This is a genomic window from Streptomyces sp. NPDC051243, from assembly GCF_044455405.1.
In the GTDB taxonomy this organism is placed as follows: domain Bacteria; phylum Actinomycetota; class Actinomycetes; order Streptomycetales; family Streptomycetaceae; genus Streptomyces.
The window spans coordinates 192,894-208,309 of sequence record NZ_JBITES010000011.1; the positions used below are offsets into that span (position 1 = coordinate 192,894).

The following is a 15,416-nucleotide window of genomic DNA, read 5'->3' on the forward strand; positions in this document are numbered from 1 at the left end:
ACACCACATGAACCACACCGGCGACGACGCCGAGAAGACCTGGTGCATCTTCGAGGTCGACATCTTCCGCGACCTGAGCGAAGCGGCGATGGAGGCCATCGCCGCCGCGGAACCGATGAAGACCTACAGCGCCAGCGAGCTGCTGTACTCCCCGTCCCAGCCCTCCGAGGTGCTGTTCATCCTCATGAAGGGCCGGGTCCGTAACTTCCCGGTCTCCGCCGACGGCCGTGCCCTGACCTGCGCGATCATCAGCCCGGGCACCATTTTCGGTGAGATGGTGCTGCTCGGGCAGCGGATGTACGACAACTTCGCCGAAGCCCTCGACGACGTCACCGTCTGCGTCATGAGCCGCACGGACGGTGCACCGCTTCCTACTGTCCGACGCCCGCATCTCCGCACGCATCACCGAAATCCTCGGCCAGCGCCTGACCGACCTCGAACAACGCCTGTCCGGCAGCGTCTTCAAATCCGTGCCCCAGCGCATCGCCACCGCCCGCCCACGCGGCCGAGACCCGGCCCCGGGTATCGCTCGGGGCCCGCAGCCCGCAGATCGCCCTCACTCACCAGCAGATCGCCGCCCTGGCCGGTACGTCCCGTGAAACCACCACCAAGGTGCCGCGGGACTTCGCCGGCCAGAACCTCATTCGCCTCGCCCGCGGCCGCATCACCGCCTTTGCCCCGGACCGGCTCGCCGACCACGCAGGCCGACGTCACCAATCCGTAAGCACCGCGCCCCAGCCCGACCGCCATCGGCTCGGATTACAGTTCAGCCGGCTGCCAACTGCCGATCGCCGCCAACCAGGAGTGCCTTCCATGCGTGCCCGCCTGCTGTTCCCGACTCTTCTCGCCACCACTGCGCTCGCCCTGGCCGGCTGCGGCACCCAGGACGACAACACGTCCTCCAGCGGCGCAGCGACGGCCAGTCCGTCGGCCTCCAGCTCCTCGACGGCGGCCCAGGACAGATCCGGAACTTCAGCAGTCCCGGAGGCGCTCCGGTTCACCGGCACGACCGTGGACGGCAAGCCCTTCGACGCGGCCACGCTGGCGGGCAAGCCCACCGTTCTGTGGTTCTGGGCACCGTGGTGCCCCACCTGCAAAGCGCAGGGCCCCGAAACAGCCAGGGTCGCCGCCCAGTTCGAGGGCAAGGCGCAGGTGATCGGGGTGGCCGGACTCGACAAGCCCCAGGCCATGATGGACTTCGTCACCGACACGAAGGTCGGCACCTTCCCGAACCTCTCGGACGAGGCCGGGGAGATCTGGAAGAAGTTCGAGATCACCCAGCAGAGTGTCTACGTGGTCCTCGACAAGGACGGCAAGACCGTCTTCACCGGCAGCCTCCCCGCCGGCAAGGGACTCGCCGACAAGCTCAGCCCACTCGTCGGCTGAACCACCATGTCCGACCTGCCCCTCGCCCTCGCCCTGACCGCGGGCATGCTCGCCGCCGTCAACCCCTGCGGCTTCGCCCTCCTGCCCGCCTACCTCTCCCTCCTCGTCCTCGCCGACGACACACCGACCCGCTTGGCCGCCGTCACCCGCGCGCTGATAGCTACCGCCGCGATGACCGCCGGATTCGCCGCCGTATTCGCTCTGTTCGGCCTCGCCATCGCTCCGGTCGCCGGTCAGCTTCAGCAGCACCTGCCCTGGTTCACCATCGGCTTCGGGCTCCTCCTCGCGCTCGTCGGCGGCTGGCTCCTGGCCGGCCGTGATCTGCCCGCCCTGCTCCCCAAACTCCGCCGTGCCCCTGCCGTCACCCGCTCCCTGCCGTCCATGACCCTGTTCGGCGCCGCCTACGCGATCGCCTCCCTCGGCTGCACCATCGCCCCCTTCCTCGCCATCGTCGTCTCCGCCTTCCGCAGCGGATCCACCCTCGAAGGCGTCACCTTGTTCACGGCGTACGCGGCAGGGATGGGCCTGATCGTCGGCACCGCGGCCCTCTCCGTCGCCCTCACCCGCACCGCCCGCGTCGGCCGCCTGCGCCGCCTCGGCTCCGTCGCCTCCCGCACCGGCGGCGGCCTGCTGCTCCTGGTCGGCGCCTACGTCGCCTACTACGGCTGGTACGAGATCCGCATCCAAGGCGCCCCCGCCACCCAGGACCCGGTCATCGACACCGCCAGCACGATCCAGCGCACCCTCGCCGACGCCCTGGACGCAACCGGCCCCGCAGTCCTTGCCGTCCTCCTCGCCGCCCTGCTGATCGGAGGCGTGGCACTCCGCCGCCGACACCCCCGCGCAACAGACCAGCAGACGACCGAACCCGACAACGCGCCTCCCCCGTAGCCGTCGTCCGCATCCCCACCGAGGCTCACTGGGCCCTCGACGAGATCCTGCCACCCACCGCATACCAGCTTGCCGCCACACCTTGGTGGGTCGCTACCGTTCAAGCCCGGACATCGCTCATCTGGCGAGCTGGAGAGGATCCGAAAGAGCCTTGCATGCCCTTCGGCAACATGAGTCAGGGGCGGCCCTGGGGCCTCGGCTGCTCCGGGGTTTCCAGGTACTCGGGGCAGTCGGGGTTGTGGCAGGGGCCCGGTGCCCACACGGGCACGACAACCCCGAGGGTCTTGTGACGCCTCTTTACGATCATGTCTACGCGGTGCTTACAGACTGGGCACATCAGCACGCCCTGAGGGCCCGCCTCATGCTGCTTTTTACCCATATTTTAAGAATAGCCCTGGAAGGCATCCGTTCGTCAGGTGGCGGGCGGAGGTGGTCCCGGCCGCTGGTCGCGTTCCGCACCGGTGCGCCCGTCGGGCCCTGCGCTGTCGCTGCCCGGTCCGGCCCGGCCCGCCTGATCCTTCCGGGCGGGCAGCGAGTGTGGGATGACCTTGGGTTGGACGGGCCGGCGGATGCTGAAGAAGACGGATGCGGCCAGCACGACGACGATGAAGGCCAGGCTCACTGGTGACGGGATCTCCGGGATGCCGGGACTGATGATCTTGTGTGACGCCTGGAGGACGAGCTTGACGCCGATGAAGGACAGGATGATCGCGAGGCCGACGTTGAGGTAGTGGAAGCGGTCCAGAAGTCCGGCGAGCATGAAGTACAGGGCTCGCAGGCCGAGAATGGCGAAGGCGTTGCTGGTGTAGACGATGAAGGCGTCATCGCTGACGGCGAGCACGGCGGGCACGCTGTCGACGGCGAAGATCAGGTCGGCCGCCTCGATGGCGGCGACGACCGCGAGGAGCGGCGTGGCCACGCGCTTTCCGGCTTCCCTGACGAAGAACTTCGTGCCGGCGTACTCGTCCCGTACCGGGATGATCTTTCTCAGCAGTTTTACGGCGAAGCTGTGGCCAGGGTCGAAGCTGTCCTCTTCTTCCTTGAGGAGCTTGTACGTGCTGTAGAAGAGGGCGGCGGCGAAGGCAAACAGGACGGCGGTGAAGCGGCTGACCACAGCCACGCCGAGGGAGAGAAAAACGGCACGGAAGACCAGGGCGCCCATGACACCGAAAAACAGCACGCGGTGCTGGTAGGCGCGCGGGACCTTGAAGTAGCCGAAGATGACGGCAAAGACGAAGAGGTTGTCGACGGACAGACTCTTCTCCAGCAACCAGGCCGTGGTGTACTCGGTTCCCGCCGTGGTGCCAAGGACTGCGAAGACGACACCGCCGAAGATCACCGCGAGGCCGACCCACAGACCGCTCCAGGCCGCGGCTTCCTTGAACCCGATGACGTGCGCCGTGCGGTGGGCAAGCAGGTCCACCGTCAGCGACACCACCACTGTCACGGCGAACGCTGCCCACAGCCAGAGCGGGACTTCAAGCATGCGGGCCACTCTCCCCGCGGCCAGCGCCGGAATACGCCAGCCCTTGTAGACGAGTCTGCGGCATTTCGCCGTGCACGGCGCGGCAGCACCGGCATAGCCCGGCCCTGCCAGGTTCCCGGGCCGCGATCGTTGATCGCCACCGGCAGCCCCGCCTGCCACAAGGGCGGCGAGAGCGGCCATGAGGATGGCGCCGGCATGGGGAGCGAGAGAGTCTGGGAGAACAGGACGACGGGTCGGAACCCGCGTCGACGCCGTGGTGAGGAGAACGGAGCGCGATGTCCGGGGCCGGTCGTGGTGGGGGTCGACGGCTCGCCCGCCGCGCTAGCCGCCGTCGAGGCCGCAGCACGCGAGGCGAGGATAAGAGGCGGCATGCTGCGCGTGGTGCATGCCTTCCTATGGCCCGCCCTGCACGCTCCACCCGGCGGGTCGCCTTTGGGCCCGCCGGGTGGAGCCGTACGGGAATCGGTCGAGGATCTGCTCGCGGAAGCCGTCGAACGAGCCCTGGCTGCCGCGCCCGGAGTAGCGGTTGGCCAGGCGGTCGTCGCGGGGGAGGCAGGTGGAGCCCTGGAAGCGGAGTCGAGGACGGCTCGGCTGATGGTGGTGGGCCATCGCGGCTCGGGCGGTTTCGCGGGGCGGCTGGGATCGACCGCAGTTCACCTGGCCGCTCACAGCCACTGCCCTGTGATAGTGGTCGTTGAACGGATGCGGGAGGACGGGCCGGTGCTGGTGGCGGTGGACGACTCTCCCCAGGCGCAGGCTGCGATCGCGTTCGCCTTCGATGAGGCTGCCCTGCGCGGCACGGACCTGATCGCGTTGCACGCCTGGACAACGTGGAGCGACCACAGTGACGCACGCCCGGCGGACCTGGTGGACCTGATCGGTGACGTGCAGAGACTGCAGGCAACGGAAGAGCGAATGCTGACCGATGCCCTGTCCGGGCCTTGAGAGGACCACCCGAAGGTAACCGTCCATGAGCGAGTCGTGCGTGGCCGTACGCGGCAAACGCTGATCGAGGCGAGCGGCGGCGCCCAGCTGATGGTGGTCGGTGCACGCGGACGCGGCGGACTCGCCGGACTGCTGCTGGGCTCGGTCAGCCAGGCCGTACTCCATCATGCGCACTGCCCGGTCACCGTGGTCCGCTCTGACCTGCCGTGACTCCCGTTTTCGAGCCGCCCGGTGTCCCGGTGGTTGCAGGTTTGCCACCGCCCGCATGGCCGCCTGCGTAACCATACGGCCCTGCGGCGCGCCGGGCCCGTGGGTCAGCGGCTGCCCTTGAACCGGTCCAGTGCGGCGACTCCGAGGGCCGCCAGGCCGATCTGGATGGCCAGTTCGATCCAGTCGACGCCCTTGGTGTCGGCGACGTCGAAGCCGGCCGCGATGCCCGTGCCGACGAGCGCGGCGGCGATGCCGACGAGGGTCGTCCACAGCACGCCGATGCGCTGGCGGCCCGGGACGACGAGGCGGCCCAGGACGCCGATGACGACGCCGATCACGATCGCGCTGATGATGCCCGAGATCTCCGTGGCTGCCCCTCGTCGCCTTGATGTGATGTGTGCCCGCCGGCAGGCGGGGCAGTCGCTTCCGTTTCACGGGCAAACGGCGAGGAAGCCGGGTCGAGACTGCGTTCGAGATCATCGAGGGCACGCCGGGCAGCAGCAATGCGCTCGCGGATCAGCTGCGCATCCGCAGGGCCGGCACCCGAGGACTGCGCCGCATCCTGGTCGCTCCTCTCCAGAGTGCGGGCCTCGTCAAGTGAGGTGATGACCACCCCGATGAGGACGTTGATCAGGACGAAGGAGGCGAACAGGACGTAGGAGGCGGAGCACTTCGGATCCCTCGGCCGTGCGGTACTCACCCTCTTCCTCCTGATGACGAAGGACGGCATCGGTGACGCGGTCCGCGCGGGCCTGGAGGTCCAGCTCTGTCTTCACACACTGACGTTGGGCTCCCTCGCCTCGTGTGTGCAGGCCATCTGCAAGTTCCCGTCAGCGGTTTAGGCTGTGTCCCAGCGTCGGGTGCGAGGCTTACAGGCCGAGCGGCACCGGTCTGGCCGGAACACCCTCCGCGATCAGCGCCGCCAACGGTGTGGCGAGGTCGCGGGGTGAGAACAGCTCGGAACCGCGGTAGTCGGCGATATCCCGAAGGCACCACCAGCGGAAGCCATCGATGTTCTCGGCGGCGAGTTCGCCGTCGGACATCGCGCCGCGTGGAGGGAACGAGGCGGTACGGACAAGGAAATAGTCGTTGACCACTCCGTCGTAGCCTGCTGCGTGGCGGGGGGCGACGACCTGCTGGTGCCACACATGTGGAGGGTCGGTATCGACGACCAGCCCTACCTCTTCATGCAACTCGCGACGTAGCGCGGCAAGCGGCGTCTCGCCACGCTCGACACCACCACCGGGAGCCGCCCACACAACCACCGTGCCGGTCGGCCTGGCAATGGTGAAGCGACACAGCAGGATGCGGTCACCCTCATCGAGGACGACCGCGCGGACTGAGTGACGCAGGTTCACCGAGGACATCCCGGCAGGCTATCCATCTACCGGCGACCTGCACGATCCCTTGGAATCGATCATCTAGGATCCCTTGCGCGGTGGCGATACTCCCGGCCAACCAGGCTGGAAAACGGGCTTGTTGAGTGATCCCGCCCCAGGAAAGACTTCTACAGCACTGTAGATGGCGATGTGTCGTCGGTCCGCCCTTTCGGCCGCCGCCCGTCCCCCGAAGAGAGGGCAGATGTGATGTTCGGCCTAAGTGAACTGGCCCTGATCCTCATCGTCGTCGTGGTGGTCCTGGGGATCAAGAAACTGCCCGAGCTGACACGGTCGGCGGGCAAAGCCGCCCGGATCTTCAAGAGCGAGGCCAAGGCCCTGAAGGAGCAGGACGGCCCGTCCGGCTCCGGGCGGAACGTCGCCGGCACCGGCATCGAACGCGACGGCCCTGCAGCACGCTCCTGAGGGACGAGCCGCCGAGGCGGACTCACCAGTGCAGAAGCCCAGCGCCGCCGGAACAGCAACGGAGCCTGGCCGCGCGGCGAGTGAATGAACTGCACGCAAGTACCGCTCCTGCGACCGGACCATGCTCACGCCGTCGGTCCGGCGTCTCCAAAGGGCGATGCCCTGTCCGTTTCCTGCCCGTCGTCACCTCACCAGGCCCGCCTCCCGGAGGGCCTGCCATCAGCGAGCGAGTCAGACGCCGTGGGTGCCCAGGTGCGTACGGAAGAACCAGCCGCTTCTACGTCGGCAACGGCACGCCATCAACAAGGCTGCGCGGCGGGTTCCGCGTGTGCGATGCCCCCTGCACGCGATGTGTCGTCCGTGCGGAGCCGGTCGGGTGCCCGAATCCGCTGGGGCACCCGACCGACGAGCCGCCGTTATGCCGCCTGCGGGTGCAGGAGGCGGGCGAGCAGGTCGTCCAGGGCGACCATGCCGGTGAGCCGTCCGGTGTCGTCGCGGACGACGGCGAGGGAGGCGCGGCGCTGGCGCAGCAGGTCGATGGCGTGGCTGATGGTGTCCTGTTCGGTCAGCTCTGGTACGGGGCGGGCCAGTTCACGGGCCGTGACCGACCGGCCACGCGCACGGGCGATGAGCGCGTCCCGGGCGTGCACGGAGCCGAGGACGAGGGCACCGTCGCGTACCAGCAGCCGGTTGCGGTCGTGCTCGGCCGCCGTGGCGAGGATGGTGTCCACGTCCACGTCCGCGCTCACGGAGGTGATCTGTCCAGCGGGGATCTGCAGGTCGCCGACCGGCAGCTGCGGCTCGGTGAGCGAGTTGGTGATCAGCTCGGAATCGTCCTTGCTGATCAGGCCGAGCCGCTCGGACTCCTCAACGAGGTGGGTGAGCTGCTCGCGGTTGTGGACCGAGGCCAGTTCATCGCGCGGGGTGACCCGGCACAGCCGTACCAGGGCGTTGCTCAAGTTGTTGAGCACCCAGATCAGCGGGCGCACGACCTTGACCACACCGCGGAACGGCGGAGAGAGCAGCATCGCGGAACGCTCGGGGTGGGCGATGGCCCAGGACTTGGGTGCCATTTCGCCGATCACCATGTGGAGGAACACTACGACGATCATGGCGACTGCGAAGGCGACGCCGTAGCTGACGGCGCTGGGCAGGCCCAGCTTGTGCAGCAGGGGGTCGAGTTCGTGGGAGATCGCGGGCTTGGAGACCGAGCCGAGGCCCAGTGTGCAGACGGTAATGCCGAGTTGGGCGCCGGCCAGCATCAGCGAGAGCTCGCGCATGCCGGCGAGCGCGGCCCTGGCGCCACGTTGGCCTTCGGCCGCGGCCTTCTCCATGCGGTGCCGCTTGGCGGCGACCAGCGCGAACTCGGCGGCGACGAAGAATCCGCTGCCGATCAGCAGCAGCACAGTGACGAAGAGCGCCATCGGGAAACTCATGCCTGCTCCTCCTCACGTTCCACCACAGCCACACGTTCCAGGCACACCCGCTCGGGCACGTGCCGGTCGAGGGTGCGTACCTCGATCACGGTGCTGCCGCCGTCGGGCAGCTCCACGGCGAGCCGGTCACCGATGGCTGGGAAGCGGCCGAGCCGGTCGACGATCAGGCCGGCCACGGTGTCGTAGTCCTCCTCCTCGGGCAGCTCGATGCCGGTGGCCTCGGCCACCTCGTCCAGGCGGCGTCCGGCGTCCACCAGCCAGCCGTCGCCCTCCGCGACGGCGACCTCGGTGACGGTGTCGGACTCATCCGCGATGTCACCGACCAGTTCCTCGGCGATGTCCTCGTAGGTGACGATGCCCGCCACACCGCCGTGCTCGTCCAGGACGACCGCGAACTCGTCGTCCCGCTCCCGCATCTGCTCCACGGCATCCGGCAGCGGAAGGGTGTCGGGTAGCAGCAGCGGCCGTCGGGCGACGGCACCGGCCGTGGTGCTCGTGAGGCGGTCGGAGGGCAGGTGCATCAGCTCGCTCACGCCGAGGACGCCGTTGACGTCGTCGGGGTGATCACCGAGCACGGGGTAGTTGGAGTGGCCGTGCTTGGCGATCAGGTCGACCGCTTCGGCGGCGGTGGCGTCCTTGCGGACGAAGACCGCGTCCGCGCGCGGCACCATCACCTCGTCCAGCGTCCGGTCGGAGAACTCCAGCGCGTGGTCCAGCAGGGCGGCGGTGTCCTTCGGCAGCGCGCCCTGCTCATGGGACTCGCCGATCAGGTGGCCCAGCTCCTCCAGCGAGGCGCCGTGGTGCAGTTCCTCCACCGGCTCGATGCCGACTCTGCGCAGCAGCTTGTTCGCCGCCCCGTCGAAGATGTGCACCAGGGGACCGACGACCTTCAGGTACGCCAGCGTGGAGGCGGCCAGCGACTTCGCCAGCCGCTCCGGCACGGCGATGGCGAGGTTCTTCGGGGCCAGCTCGCCGAGCACCATCTGCACGACCGTGGCCAGGACGAAGGCCAGCACGACCGAGATCCCGCTCACGGCCGCGTCGGGGATGCCGACGCCAGTCAAGGCGGGCTTGAGCAGTGCGGACACCGACGGCTCGGCGATGAACCCGACGACCAGTCCGGTCACGGTGATGCCGAGCTGGGCGCCCGACAGCATGAACGACAGCCGCTCCAGCACCTTCAGCGCGCGGGCGGCCTTCCGGTCCCCGGACTCGGCCTCACGGGCCAGGGCGAGGCGGTCGGCGGAGACGTAGGCGAACTCCTGGGCGACGAAGTAGCCAGTGCCGACGGTGAGCACGAACACGGCGAGCAGGCCCAGGAGGGCGTTCGCGGCACTCATCGAACACCATCCCGCCGTGTGCCGTGCTCAGGAAATCCCTGGCGGGATGGTCGGGGACTGTGCCCGGAGGGGTCCGTCGATCTGGCGGACAAGTCATGGCTCCTTATCTAGGTGTGCATACAGTCAACGATTCTGGCCAAATCCATGTTCCCCACCCGTGGACGTCTCACGGGATTGTCATCCCCGATGTACGTGCCCGAGCGCGACGATGTGGGCGCCTGGTCGAACACTTCGACCCGGCGCTGTTCCGCCAGCAGCCGCTCGGCCAGTGCGTAGGCGTCCGCCAGCCGGCCAGCCTTCGCCTCAGGCGTTCGAGCCGTTCGAGTCGTTCGAGCCGTTCAGCACGGGTACCCCAAGGTGCGAGTGGCGTCGCGCAGCGCCGGCGGCACGCGCCGAGCAGGAACACCCGGCGTATGCGGCGACCGCAGTACACAGTGGTCTCACCGGGCGTGGTTGGCCGGCACGCAGCCCGGCAGTCACACGGCAGTCGGCGCCGCCGGTCCGACCAGCTCGGACAGCACGTCCTCCATGGTCACGAACCCGATCACCTTGCCGCCCTCGCCGAGAACGGCGGCCAGGTGGCTTCCCTCGGCGCGCAGAGCGGTGAGGGTGTCGTCCAGCGGCGTGTCGATGCGGACCCGGGTGACCGGGTGCAGGGCACCGGCCGGGAAGGTGCGGTCACGATCAGTGACGCCGAGGGTGTCCTTGATGTGCAGGTAGCCCAGCAGGGTGCCGTCGGCGCCGGTGACCGGGAAGCGGGAGTAGCCCGCGTCGGCGGCCAGTCGTTCCAGCCGTGCCGGGGTGATCGAGGCGTCCACGGTCCGCATCTTCTGCGCAGGAACGAGGATCTCGCCCACGGGCCGGGTGCCCAGCTCCAGCGCGTCGCGCAGCCGTTCACCGTCGGCGGGCGAGAGCAGCCCCGCCTGGCTGGAGTCGACGACCATACGGGCGAGCTGATCGTCGGTGAAGACCGACTCCACCTCGTCCTTCGGTTCAACGCGCAGCAGCTTCAGCAGAACATTGGCGAAGGTGTTGATACCGAACACGAACGGCCGCAGGGCCCGGGTCAGGGCAACCAGCGGCGGACCCAGCAACAGGGCGCTGGGGACCGGGGCGGCAAGGGCGATGTTCTTCGGGACCATCTCGCCGATCAGCATGTGCAGATACGTCGCCACGGTCAGCGCGATGACGAACGCGACCGGATGCACCAGGCCGCGCGGGAGGTGAACCGCTTCGAAGCCGGGCTCCAGCAGGTGCGCGATGGCCGGTTCGGCGACCGCCCCGAGCACCAGCGAGGAGACGGTGATGCCGAGCTGGGCAGTGGCCATCATCGCGGAGAGGTGCTCCAGCGCCCACAGGGTCATCTTCGCCCGCTTGTTGCCCGCGTGGGCACGGGGTTCGATCTGGCTGCGGCGCACGGAGACGAGGGCGAACTCGGCGCCGACGAAGAACGCGTTGGTCAGCAGCGTCAGGGCACCGATGGCAAGCTGCAGGGCGGTCATCGGGCGCCCTCCACGAGCTGGGCCGGCCGTGCAATGGCCGGTTCGGTGATGCGGACCCGGTCGGCGCGATGATGGTCGACATCGAGGACATCCAACTGCCAGCCGTCCAGGTCGAGCACGTCCCCCTTGGCAGGGATGCGGGCCAGGCGGGTGGCGATCAGTCCGGCGACCGTCTCGTACGGGCCCTCCGGCGCGGTCAGTCCTATCCCGGCGAGTTCGTCGAGGCGTACGCCGCCGTCCGCCTCCCACACAGCGCGTCCGTCCTGCGTCGCAGGGGCGGGCAGCAGGTCAGGGGCCTCGACGGGGTCGTGCTCGTCGCGGACCTCGCCGACGACCTCCTCCACGATGTCCTCCACCGTGGCCACGCCCGCCGTACCGCCGTACTCGTCGATGACCACGGCCATCGTGCGGGTGGCCCGCAGCCGCTGAAGCAGCCGGTCGGCGGTCAGGCTGTCCGGCACCAGCAGGGGCTCGGTGGTCAGATCGATGACTGGCGTCACGGCCCGCTTCTCCGGCTCCAGGGCGAGGACGTCACGGATATGGACGGTGCCCACCACCTCGTCCAGGCTGTCGCGGTAGACGGGGAAACGGGACAGGCCGGTCGCGTGGGAGAGGTTCGCCGCGTCGGCGGCCGTCGCGTGCACTTCGAGGGCCTTCACGTCCACCCGCGGGGTCATTACGTTCTCCGCGGTCAGCTCGCTCAGATGCAGGGTGCGCACGAAGAGCTCGGCGGAGTCCGCCTCCAGCGCGCCCTCGGCAGCCGAGTGCCGGGCCAGCGCGCCCAGTTCCTCGGCGGTGCGCGCAGAGGCCAGCTCCTCGGCGGGCTCCAGGCCGAAGCGCCGTACGAACCGGTTAGCGGTGCTGTTCAAGTGGCGGATGAACGGGCCGAACGCGGCCGTGAAACCGCGCTGCGGGCCCGCCACGACCTTGGCAACAGCCAGTGGCCTGGAAATCGCCCAGTTCTTCGGCACCAGTTCACCGACGACCATCAGCACGACGGTGGAGACCACCACGCCCAGTACGGTCGCAACCGACGAGGCGGCGCCGCCCAGTCCGACTACCCGGAGCGGGCCGCGTAGCAGCGCCGCGACGGACGGCTCGGCCAGCATGCCGATCACCAGCGAGGTGACGGTGATGCCGAGCTGGGCTCCGGACAGCTGGAAGGTCAGCCGTCGTACGGCCTTCAGCGCCCCGTCTGCGCCGCGCTCGCCGGCCTCTGCGGCACGTTCCAGTTCACCGCGCTCGACGGTGGTCAAGGAGAACTCGGCCGCGACGAACACAGCGCAGGCCAGTGTGAGGAGGAGAGCAAGGAGGAGCAGCAGGACTTCGGTCACCGTGCCACCCCCGCTCCCTCGAAGGCCGCAAGTCGCGGACGGCGGGGAATGGCACGGCTGGTACTGGGAGGTTCACCCATTGGGAGACCGTCGCTCCTTCTCAAGACGCGTACGAAAAGCAGTGGGCGGAAGCAGAATGACCTGCTTCTACACCAACTGTAAAGGAGCCGCAAAGGACATCGATCGGTGCGTTGCTGGTGCTCGGCCCACGGTATGTGCCTACACCCGGAGCCCGTACTACGACAGCAGTATGCCCCGCCCTCCGGACGCGGGCCCCGACCGGCGCAAGTGCACGTTTTCGGCCTTTCCCGGCTCGCCCACGTGGACCGTGCCCTTCCCGGTCCTCAACAGCCCTATGCTTCTACTCGCTTGTAGAAGGCCCGCGCAGGGCCGGGCCTCACACACCCGGAGAGGACACGCATGGCTTCGCTCGACCTGGACAAGGTGCTCGACAAGGCGTGGGCGGACAAGAGTCTGCCCGAGATCCTGGCCGCCCCGGTGGGGGCGCTCAAGGGAGTCTCCGACCGTGACGGCGAGCTGCTTCAGGAGGCGTTCGGGGTCAAGACCGTAGCGGACCTGGCCGAGTTGAAGTACGTCCGCTGGGCGCAGGCCCTCGCCGCGCTGGGCGCGGCCAAGTAGCCGTCCCGCGCACAGCCGTGGTGCCGTGCGCCCGCCCCGGCGCGCGGTACCGCACCTGAACGACACACACGCACGTAGAAGGAGTGGACGCCACGATGGTGTTCAAACGACTGCTCGGATCGCTCGGCGTGGGCGGACCCAAGGTCGACACGGTTCTCGACCCGGGGGCTGCCCGCCCCGGCGGCGCGCTAACCGGTCAGGTCCATCTCAAGGGCGGGGACGCCGACTTCGACATCGAGCACATCACCCTGGAGTTCGTTGCCCGGGTCGAGGCCGAGCACGGTGAGGGCGAGAGCGAGGGCGTCGTCGCCTTCGAGCGGTTCACCATCGGCGGCGGCTTCCGGCTCGGCGCGGGACAGCAGCACAGCGTCCCGTTCACCGTGATGGTGCCCTGGGAGACGCCGATCACCGAGCTGTACGGGCAGGGCCTGGGCATCGCCCTCGGCGTGCGCACCGAACTGGCGGTCGCCGGCGCCAAGGACAACGGCGATCTGGACCAGCTGGCCATCGCGCCGCTACCGGCGCAGGAGGCGATCCTCGAAGCACTCGGCCAGTTGGGCTGCGGCTTCAAGTCCGCGGACTTGGAGTACGGGCGCATCGGCGGCACCGGCCAGCAACTGCCCTTCTACCAGGAGATCGAGCTGGCCCCGGCGCCGCAGTACGCGCAGCAGGTCAACGAGATCGAGGTGACCTTCCTCGCCAACCCGGGCGGCATGGAGGTCGTCCTGGAGGCCGACAAGCGTGGCGGCTTCTTCTCCTCCGGCCACGACGCAGTGACCCGCTTCTCCGTCGCCCACGACGGAGTCGAGCACCAGGACTGGAACAGCATCGTCGACGGCTGGATCCGGCAGCTGGTCGGGCACCGGGCCTCCCACGGCTCACACGCCGCGTACGGCCACGGCGACCCGCACGCGCACGGTCACGGCCATTACGGCCACGGCGATCACCACCACGGCGGCCACCGCTCCGGCCCCGGCATGGGCACGGCCGTCGCCGCGGGCGCGGCCGGTCTCGCGGTCGGTGTGGTCGGCGGCATGGTCGCGGCCGAAGTCGTCGACGAGGTAGGCGACTTCTTCGAGGGTGACGAGGAGGCAGAGGAAGGCTGACCGGTATCGGTCGCGAGCGGTAAAGGATGCGCAAGCGGGGGGCGGAGAGTCTCGACTCTCCGCCCCCCGCTGATAACTTCTACATTGACGTAGAAGATCGATGCCCGATCAGCTCGGTCTGAACTCCCCTCTGACACGTATGGAGCCCTCATGGCCCTGTGGGACCGCATCAAGGAGTCCGCATCGACGATGCAGACCCAGCTCGTAGCGAAGAAGAACGACCTCAAGAGCGGCGCCTTCCGCGACGCCAGCATGGCGATGTGCGCCCTGGTCGCCGCCGCCGACGGCACCATCGACCCCTCTGAGCGGCGGCGCGTGGCCCAGTTGATCGCCACCAACGAGGTGCTGCAGAACTTCGATGCCACCGATCTGCAGCGGCGCTTCGACGACAACCTCAACAAGCTCACCACCGACTTCGACTTCGGCAAGGTCAGCGTCCTGCAGGAGATCGCCAAGGCCAAGAAGAAACCGGCTGAGGCGCGTGCCGTCATCCAGATCGGCATCGTCATCGGCGGCGCCGACGGCGACTTCGACAAGACCGAGCAGGCCATCGTCCGCGAGGCGTGCTTCACGCTCGACCTGCCGCCGCACGAGTTCGATCTCTGATCACCTTACGACGCTTGTGCCGGGCGGACGCCGGTGACGCCGGCCCGGCACCCGTCGCCTTCATTGGAACCGGAACAATGACCCTGGACGTCGGGCAGTCCGGCAGGCGGAGCATGCTGCGACCCGTACGGCTCGTGGCGGTGCTAGCCAGTGGAGCGGCCTCCCGGTCAGCATCGTACTGTCGGCCTTGCCCCAGGACCCCGTTCAGCGCCGGCCGGCACGAGGACAGCAGCGCTGCGGACGAGCCGGTGACGCACGAGGCCCAGGCGGTCTTCCGGGCACTGGAGTACGCCGGATTTCCTACGGAGAACGCCGCCCTCCACACCCACCGCGACCAGGATCCGGACGGCTTTCTCGGGCGGCATGACGGCATATCGCAGGGGCAGGTGGCTGATCAGTGGGGCGTAGCGCAGGGCCTCCTCGGTCACGTCGTCCCATGGCGCTCGCCCTGCGCGGACGTGGGCGAGCCGGCCTGGGTCGGTGAGCGGCGCGGACGTGGCCGACCGGAGCCGGGCGGCCCAGGTCCGCGCGTTCTGCGCTCGGCGGCGCACCGTTCCTCGGGAACCTCGCCACCGGCATCGCCTGGATCAACCCGGCGTCTTCGTCGCCCTGGCCGTGCTGTGCGAGCTGGTCGCCATTCCCGCCGGGCATGTGGGCCGGTTCCGGGGTCGCCGACTGGACGGCGAGGGGCGCGGGCTCGCCTGGCAGGCATCCTGACCGGCTGGCTTGTGCT

At 69.0% G+C, this 15,416-nt stretch carries 15 protein-coding genes and 4 pseudogenes; 12 read left to right on the forward strand and 7 right to left on the reverse strand.

All coding sequences use genetic code 11. The features are described from left to right. Nucleotides 1-115: 115 nt before the first annotated feature. The 4 genes and pseudogenes from ACIBAG_RS28075 to ACIBAG_RS28090 all read left to right on the forward strand — a co-directional run. Nucleotides 116-295: pseudogene (locus ACIBAG_RS28075) on the forward strand (cyclic nucleotide-binding domain-containing protein); the annotation flags it as partial. Nucleotides 296-579: 284 nt separating this feature from the next. Then, a pseudogene (locus ACIBAG_RS28080) lies at nucleotides 580-633 on the forward strand (hypothetical protein); the annotation flags it as partial. 180 nt (nucleotides 634-813) lie between these two features. Then, nucleotides 814-1,386, forward strand: coding sequence for a redoxin domain-containing protein (locus ACIBAG_RS28085; RefSeq protein WP_399108623.1), 573 nt, complete (start codon nucleotides 814-816; stop codon nucleotides 1,384-1,386). A gap of 6 nt (nucleotides 1,387-1,392) precedes the next feature. After that, complete coding sequence (locus tag ACIBAG_RS28090) at nucleotides 1,393-2,277, forward strand: cytochrome c biogenesis CcdA family protein (protein ID WP_399108624.1); 885 nt, start codon at nucleotides 1,393-1,395, stop codon at nucleotides 2,275-2,277. Between the two features lie 412 nt (nucleotides 2,278-2,689). Here ACIBAG_RS28090 and ACIBAG_RS28095 read toward each other — a convergent pair whose 3' ends face one another. After that, nucleotides 2,690-3,763, reverse strand: a complete 1,074-nt coding sequence (locus tag ACIBAG_RS28095; RefSeq protein WP_399108626.1) for a TerC family protein — start codon at nucleotides 3,761-3,763, stop codon at nucleotides 2,690-2,692. Between the two features lie 195 nt (nucleotides 3,764-3,958). Here ACIBAG_RS28095 and ACIBAG_RS28100 point away from each other — a divergent pair. Then, a pseudogene (locus ACIBAG_RS28100) lies at nucleotides 3,959-4,918 on the forward strand (universal stress protein). A gap of 104 nt (nucleotides 4,919-5,022) precedes the next feature. On the opposite strand, the gene ACIBAG_RS28105 reads toward ACIBAG_RS28100, so the two are convergent. Next, nucleotides 5,023-5,256, reverse strand: a complete 234-nt coding sequence (locus tag ACIBAG_RS28105; RefSeq protein WP_399108628.1) for a GlsB/YeaQ/YmgE family stress response membrane protein — start codon at nucleotides 5,254-5,256, stop codon at nucleotides 5,023-5,025. Between the two features lie 59 nt (nucleotides 5,257-5,315). Here ACIBAG_RS28105 and ACIBAG_RS28110 point away from each other — a divergent pair, with 59 nt between their 5' ends. Continuing rightward, nucleotides 5,316-5,519: a hypothetical protein gene (locus tag ACIBAG_RS28110; RefSeq protein ID WP_399108630.1), complete on the forward strand. Its 204-nt coding sequence runs from the start codon at nucleotides 5,316-5,318 to the stop codon at nucleotides 5,517-5,519. 58 nt (nucleotides 5,520-5,577) lie between these two features. Continuing rightward, a pseudogene (locus tag ACIBAG_RS28115) lies at nucleotides 5,578-5,679 on the forward strand (ion transporter); the annotation flags it as partial. 108 nt (nucleotides 5,680-5,787) lie between these two features. Here the strand turns inward: ACIBAG_RS28115 and ACIBAG_RS28120 are convergent. Then, nucleotides 5,788-6,285, reverse strand: a complete 498-nt coding sequence (locus tag ACIBAG_RS28120) for an NUDIX domain-containing protein (protein ID WP_399108632.1) — start codon at nucleotides 6,283-6,285, stop codon at nucleotides 5,788-5,790. Nucleotides 6,286-6,504: 219 nt separating this feature from the next. Between ACIBAG_RS28120 and ACIBAG_RS28125 the strand changes: the two genes are divergently transcribed. After that, nucleotides 6,505-6,720 carry a twin-arginine translocase TatA/TatE family subunit gene (locus ACIBAG_RS28125; protein WP_399108633.1) on the forward strand — a complete coding sequence of 72 codons (216 nt, stop codon included), beginning with the start codon at nucleotides 6,505-6,507 and terminating at the stop codon, nucleotides 6,718-6,720. Between the two features lie 416 nt (nucleotides 6,721-7,136). Here the strand turns inward: ACIBAG_RS28125 and ACIBAG_RS28130 are convergent, their stop codons facing one another. The 4 genes from ACIBAG_RS28130 to ACIBAG_RS28145 form a co-directional block, all read right to left on the reverse strand. After that, nucleotides 7,137-8,156, reverse strand: a complete 1,020-nt coding sequence (locus ACIBAG_RS28130; RefSeq protein ID WP_399108635.1) for a hemolysin family protein — start codon at nucleotides 8,154-8,156, stop codon at nucleotides 7,137-7,139. Then, nucleotides 8,153-9,496, reverse strand: coding sequence for a hemolysin family protein (locus ACIBAG_RS28135; protein ID WP_399108637.1), 1,344 nt, complete (start codon nucleotides 9,494-9,496; stop codon nucleotides 8,153-8,155). The genes ACIBAG_RS28130 and ACIBAG_RS28135 overlap by 4 nt, the downstream gene beginning before the upstream one ends. Before the next feature lie 476 nt (nucleotides 9,497-9,972). Beyond that, a complete protein-coding gene (locus ACIBAG_RS28140; protein ID WP_399108638.1) occupies nucleotides 9,973-10,998 on the reverse strand; it encodes a hemolysin family protein in 1,026 nt (341 codons plus the stop codon). Beyond that, a complete protein-coding gene (locus tag ACIBAG_RS28145; RefSeq protein WP_399108640.1) occupies nucleotides 10,995-12,332 on the reverse strand; it encodes a hemolysin family protein in 1,338 nt (445 codons plus the stop codon). Before ACIBAG_RS28145 ends, ACIBAG_RS28140 begins: the two co-directional genes overlap by 4 nt. A 420-nt stretch (nucleotides 12,333-12,752) precedes the next feature. Between ACIBAG_RS28145 and ACIBAG_RS28150 the strand changes: the two genes are divergently transcribed. The 4 genes from ACIBAG_RS28150 to ACIBAG_RS28165 all read left to right on the forward strand — a co-directional run bounded on the left by ACIBAG_RS28150 (nucleotide 12,753) and on the right by ACIBAG_RS28165 (nucleotide 15,400). After that, entirely contained in the window at nucleotides 12,753-12,971 is a 219-nt protein-coding gene (locus tag ACIBAG_RS28150; protein ID WP_399108641.1) for a hypothetical protein, read from the forward strand. Between the two features lie 95 nt (nucleotides 12,972-13,066). Beyond that, a complete protein-coding gene (locus ACIBAG_RS28155; RefSeq protein ID WP_399108643.1) occupies nucleotides 13,067-14,077 on the forward strand; it encodes a sporulation protein in 1,011 nt (336 codons plus the stop codon). A gap of 150 nt (nucleotides 14,078-14,227) precedes the next feature. Then, entirely contained in the window at nucleotides 14,228-14,683 is a 456-nt protein-coding gene (locus ACIBAG_RS28160; protein ID WP_399108645.1) for a tellurite resistance TerB family protein, read from the forward strand. Nucleotides 14,684-15,163: 480 nt separating this feature from the next. Further along, the gene (locus tag ACIBAG_RS28165; protein WP_399108646.1) at nucleotides 15,164-15,400 is read left to right on the forward strand and encodes a hypothetical protein; all 237 of its coding nucleotides are present in this window, start codon (nucleotides 15,164-15,166) and stop codon (nucleotides 15,398-15,400) included. The last annotated feature ends 16 nt before the right edge of the window (nucleotides 15,401-15,416 follow it).

Coding starts and splice junctions, on each gene's coding strand:
- ACIBAG_RS28085 (WP_399108623.1), top strand. CDS start 814: ATGCGTGCCCGCCTGCTGTTCCCGACTCTTCTCGCCACCACTGCGCTC.
- ACIBAG_RS28090 (WP_399108624.1), top strand. CDS start 1,393: ATGTCCGACCTGCCCCTCGCCCTCGCCCTGACCGCGGGCATGCTCGCC.
- ACIBAG_RS28095 (WP_399108626.1), bottom strand. CDS start 3,763: ATGCTTGAAGTCCCGCTCTGGCTGTGGGCAGCGTTCGCCGTGACAGTG.
- ACIBAG_RS28120 (WP_399108632.1), bottom strand. CDS start 6,285: ATGTCCTCGGTGAACCTGCGTCACTCAGTCCGCGCGGTCGTCCTCGAT.
- ACIBAG_RS28125 (WP_399108633.1), top strand. CDS start 6,505: ATGTTCGGCCTAAGTGAACTGGCCCTGATCCTCATCGTCGTCGTGGTG.
- ACIBAG_RS28130 (WP_399108635.1), bottom strand. CDS start 8,156: ATGAGTTTCCCGATGGCGCTCTTCGTCACTGTGCTGCTGCTGATCGGC.
- ACIBAG_RS28135 (WP_399108637.1), bottom strand. CDS start 9,496: ATGAGTGCCGCGAACGCCCTCCTGGGCCTGCTCGCCGTGTTCGTGCTC.
- ACIBAG_RS28140 (WP_399108638.1), bottom strand. CDS start 10,998: ATGACCGCCCTGCAGCTTGCCATCGGTGCCCTGACGCTGCTGACCAAC.
- ACIBAG_RS28150 (WP_399108641.1), top strand. CDS start 12,753: ATGGCTTCGCTCGACCTGGACAAGGTGCTCGACAAGGCGTGGGCGGAC.
- ACIBAG_RS28155 (WP_399108643.1), top strand. CDS start 13,067: ATGGTGTTCAAACGACTGCTCGGATCGCTCGGCGTGGGCGGACCCAAG.
- ACIBAG_RS28160 (WP_399108645.1), top strand. CDS start 14,228: ATGGCCCTGTGGGACCGCATCAAGGAGTCCGCATCGACGATGCAGACC.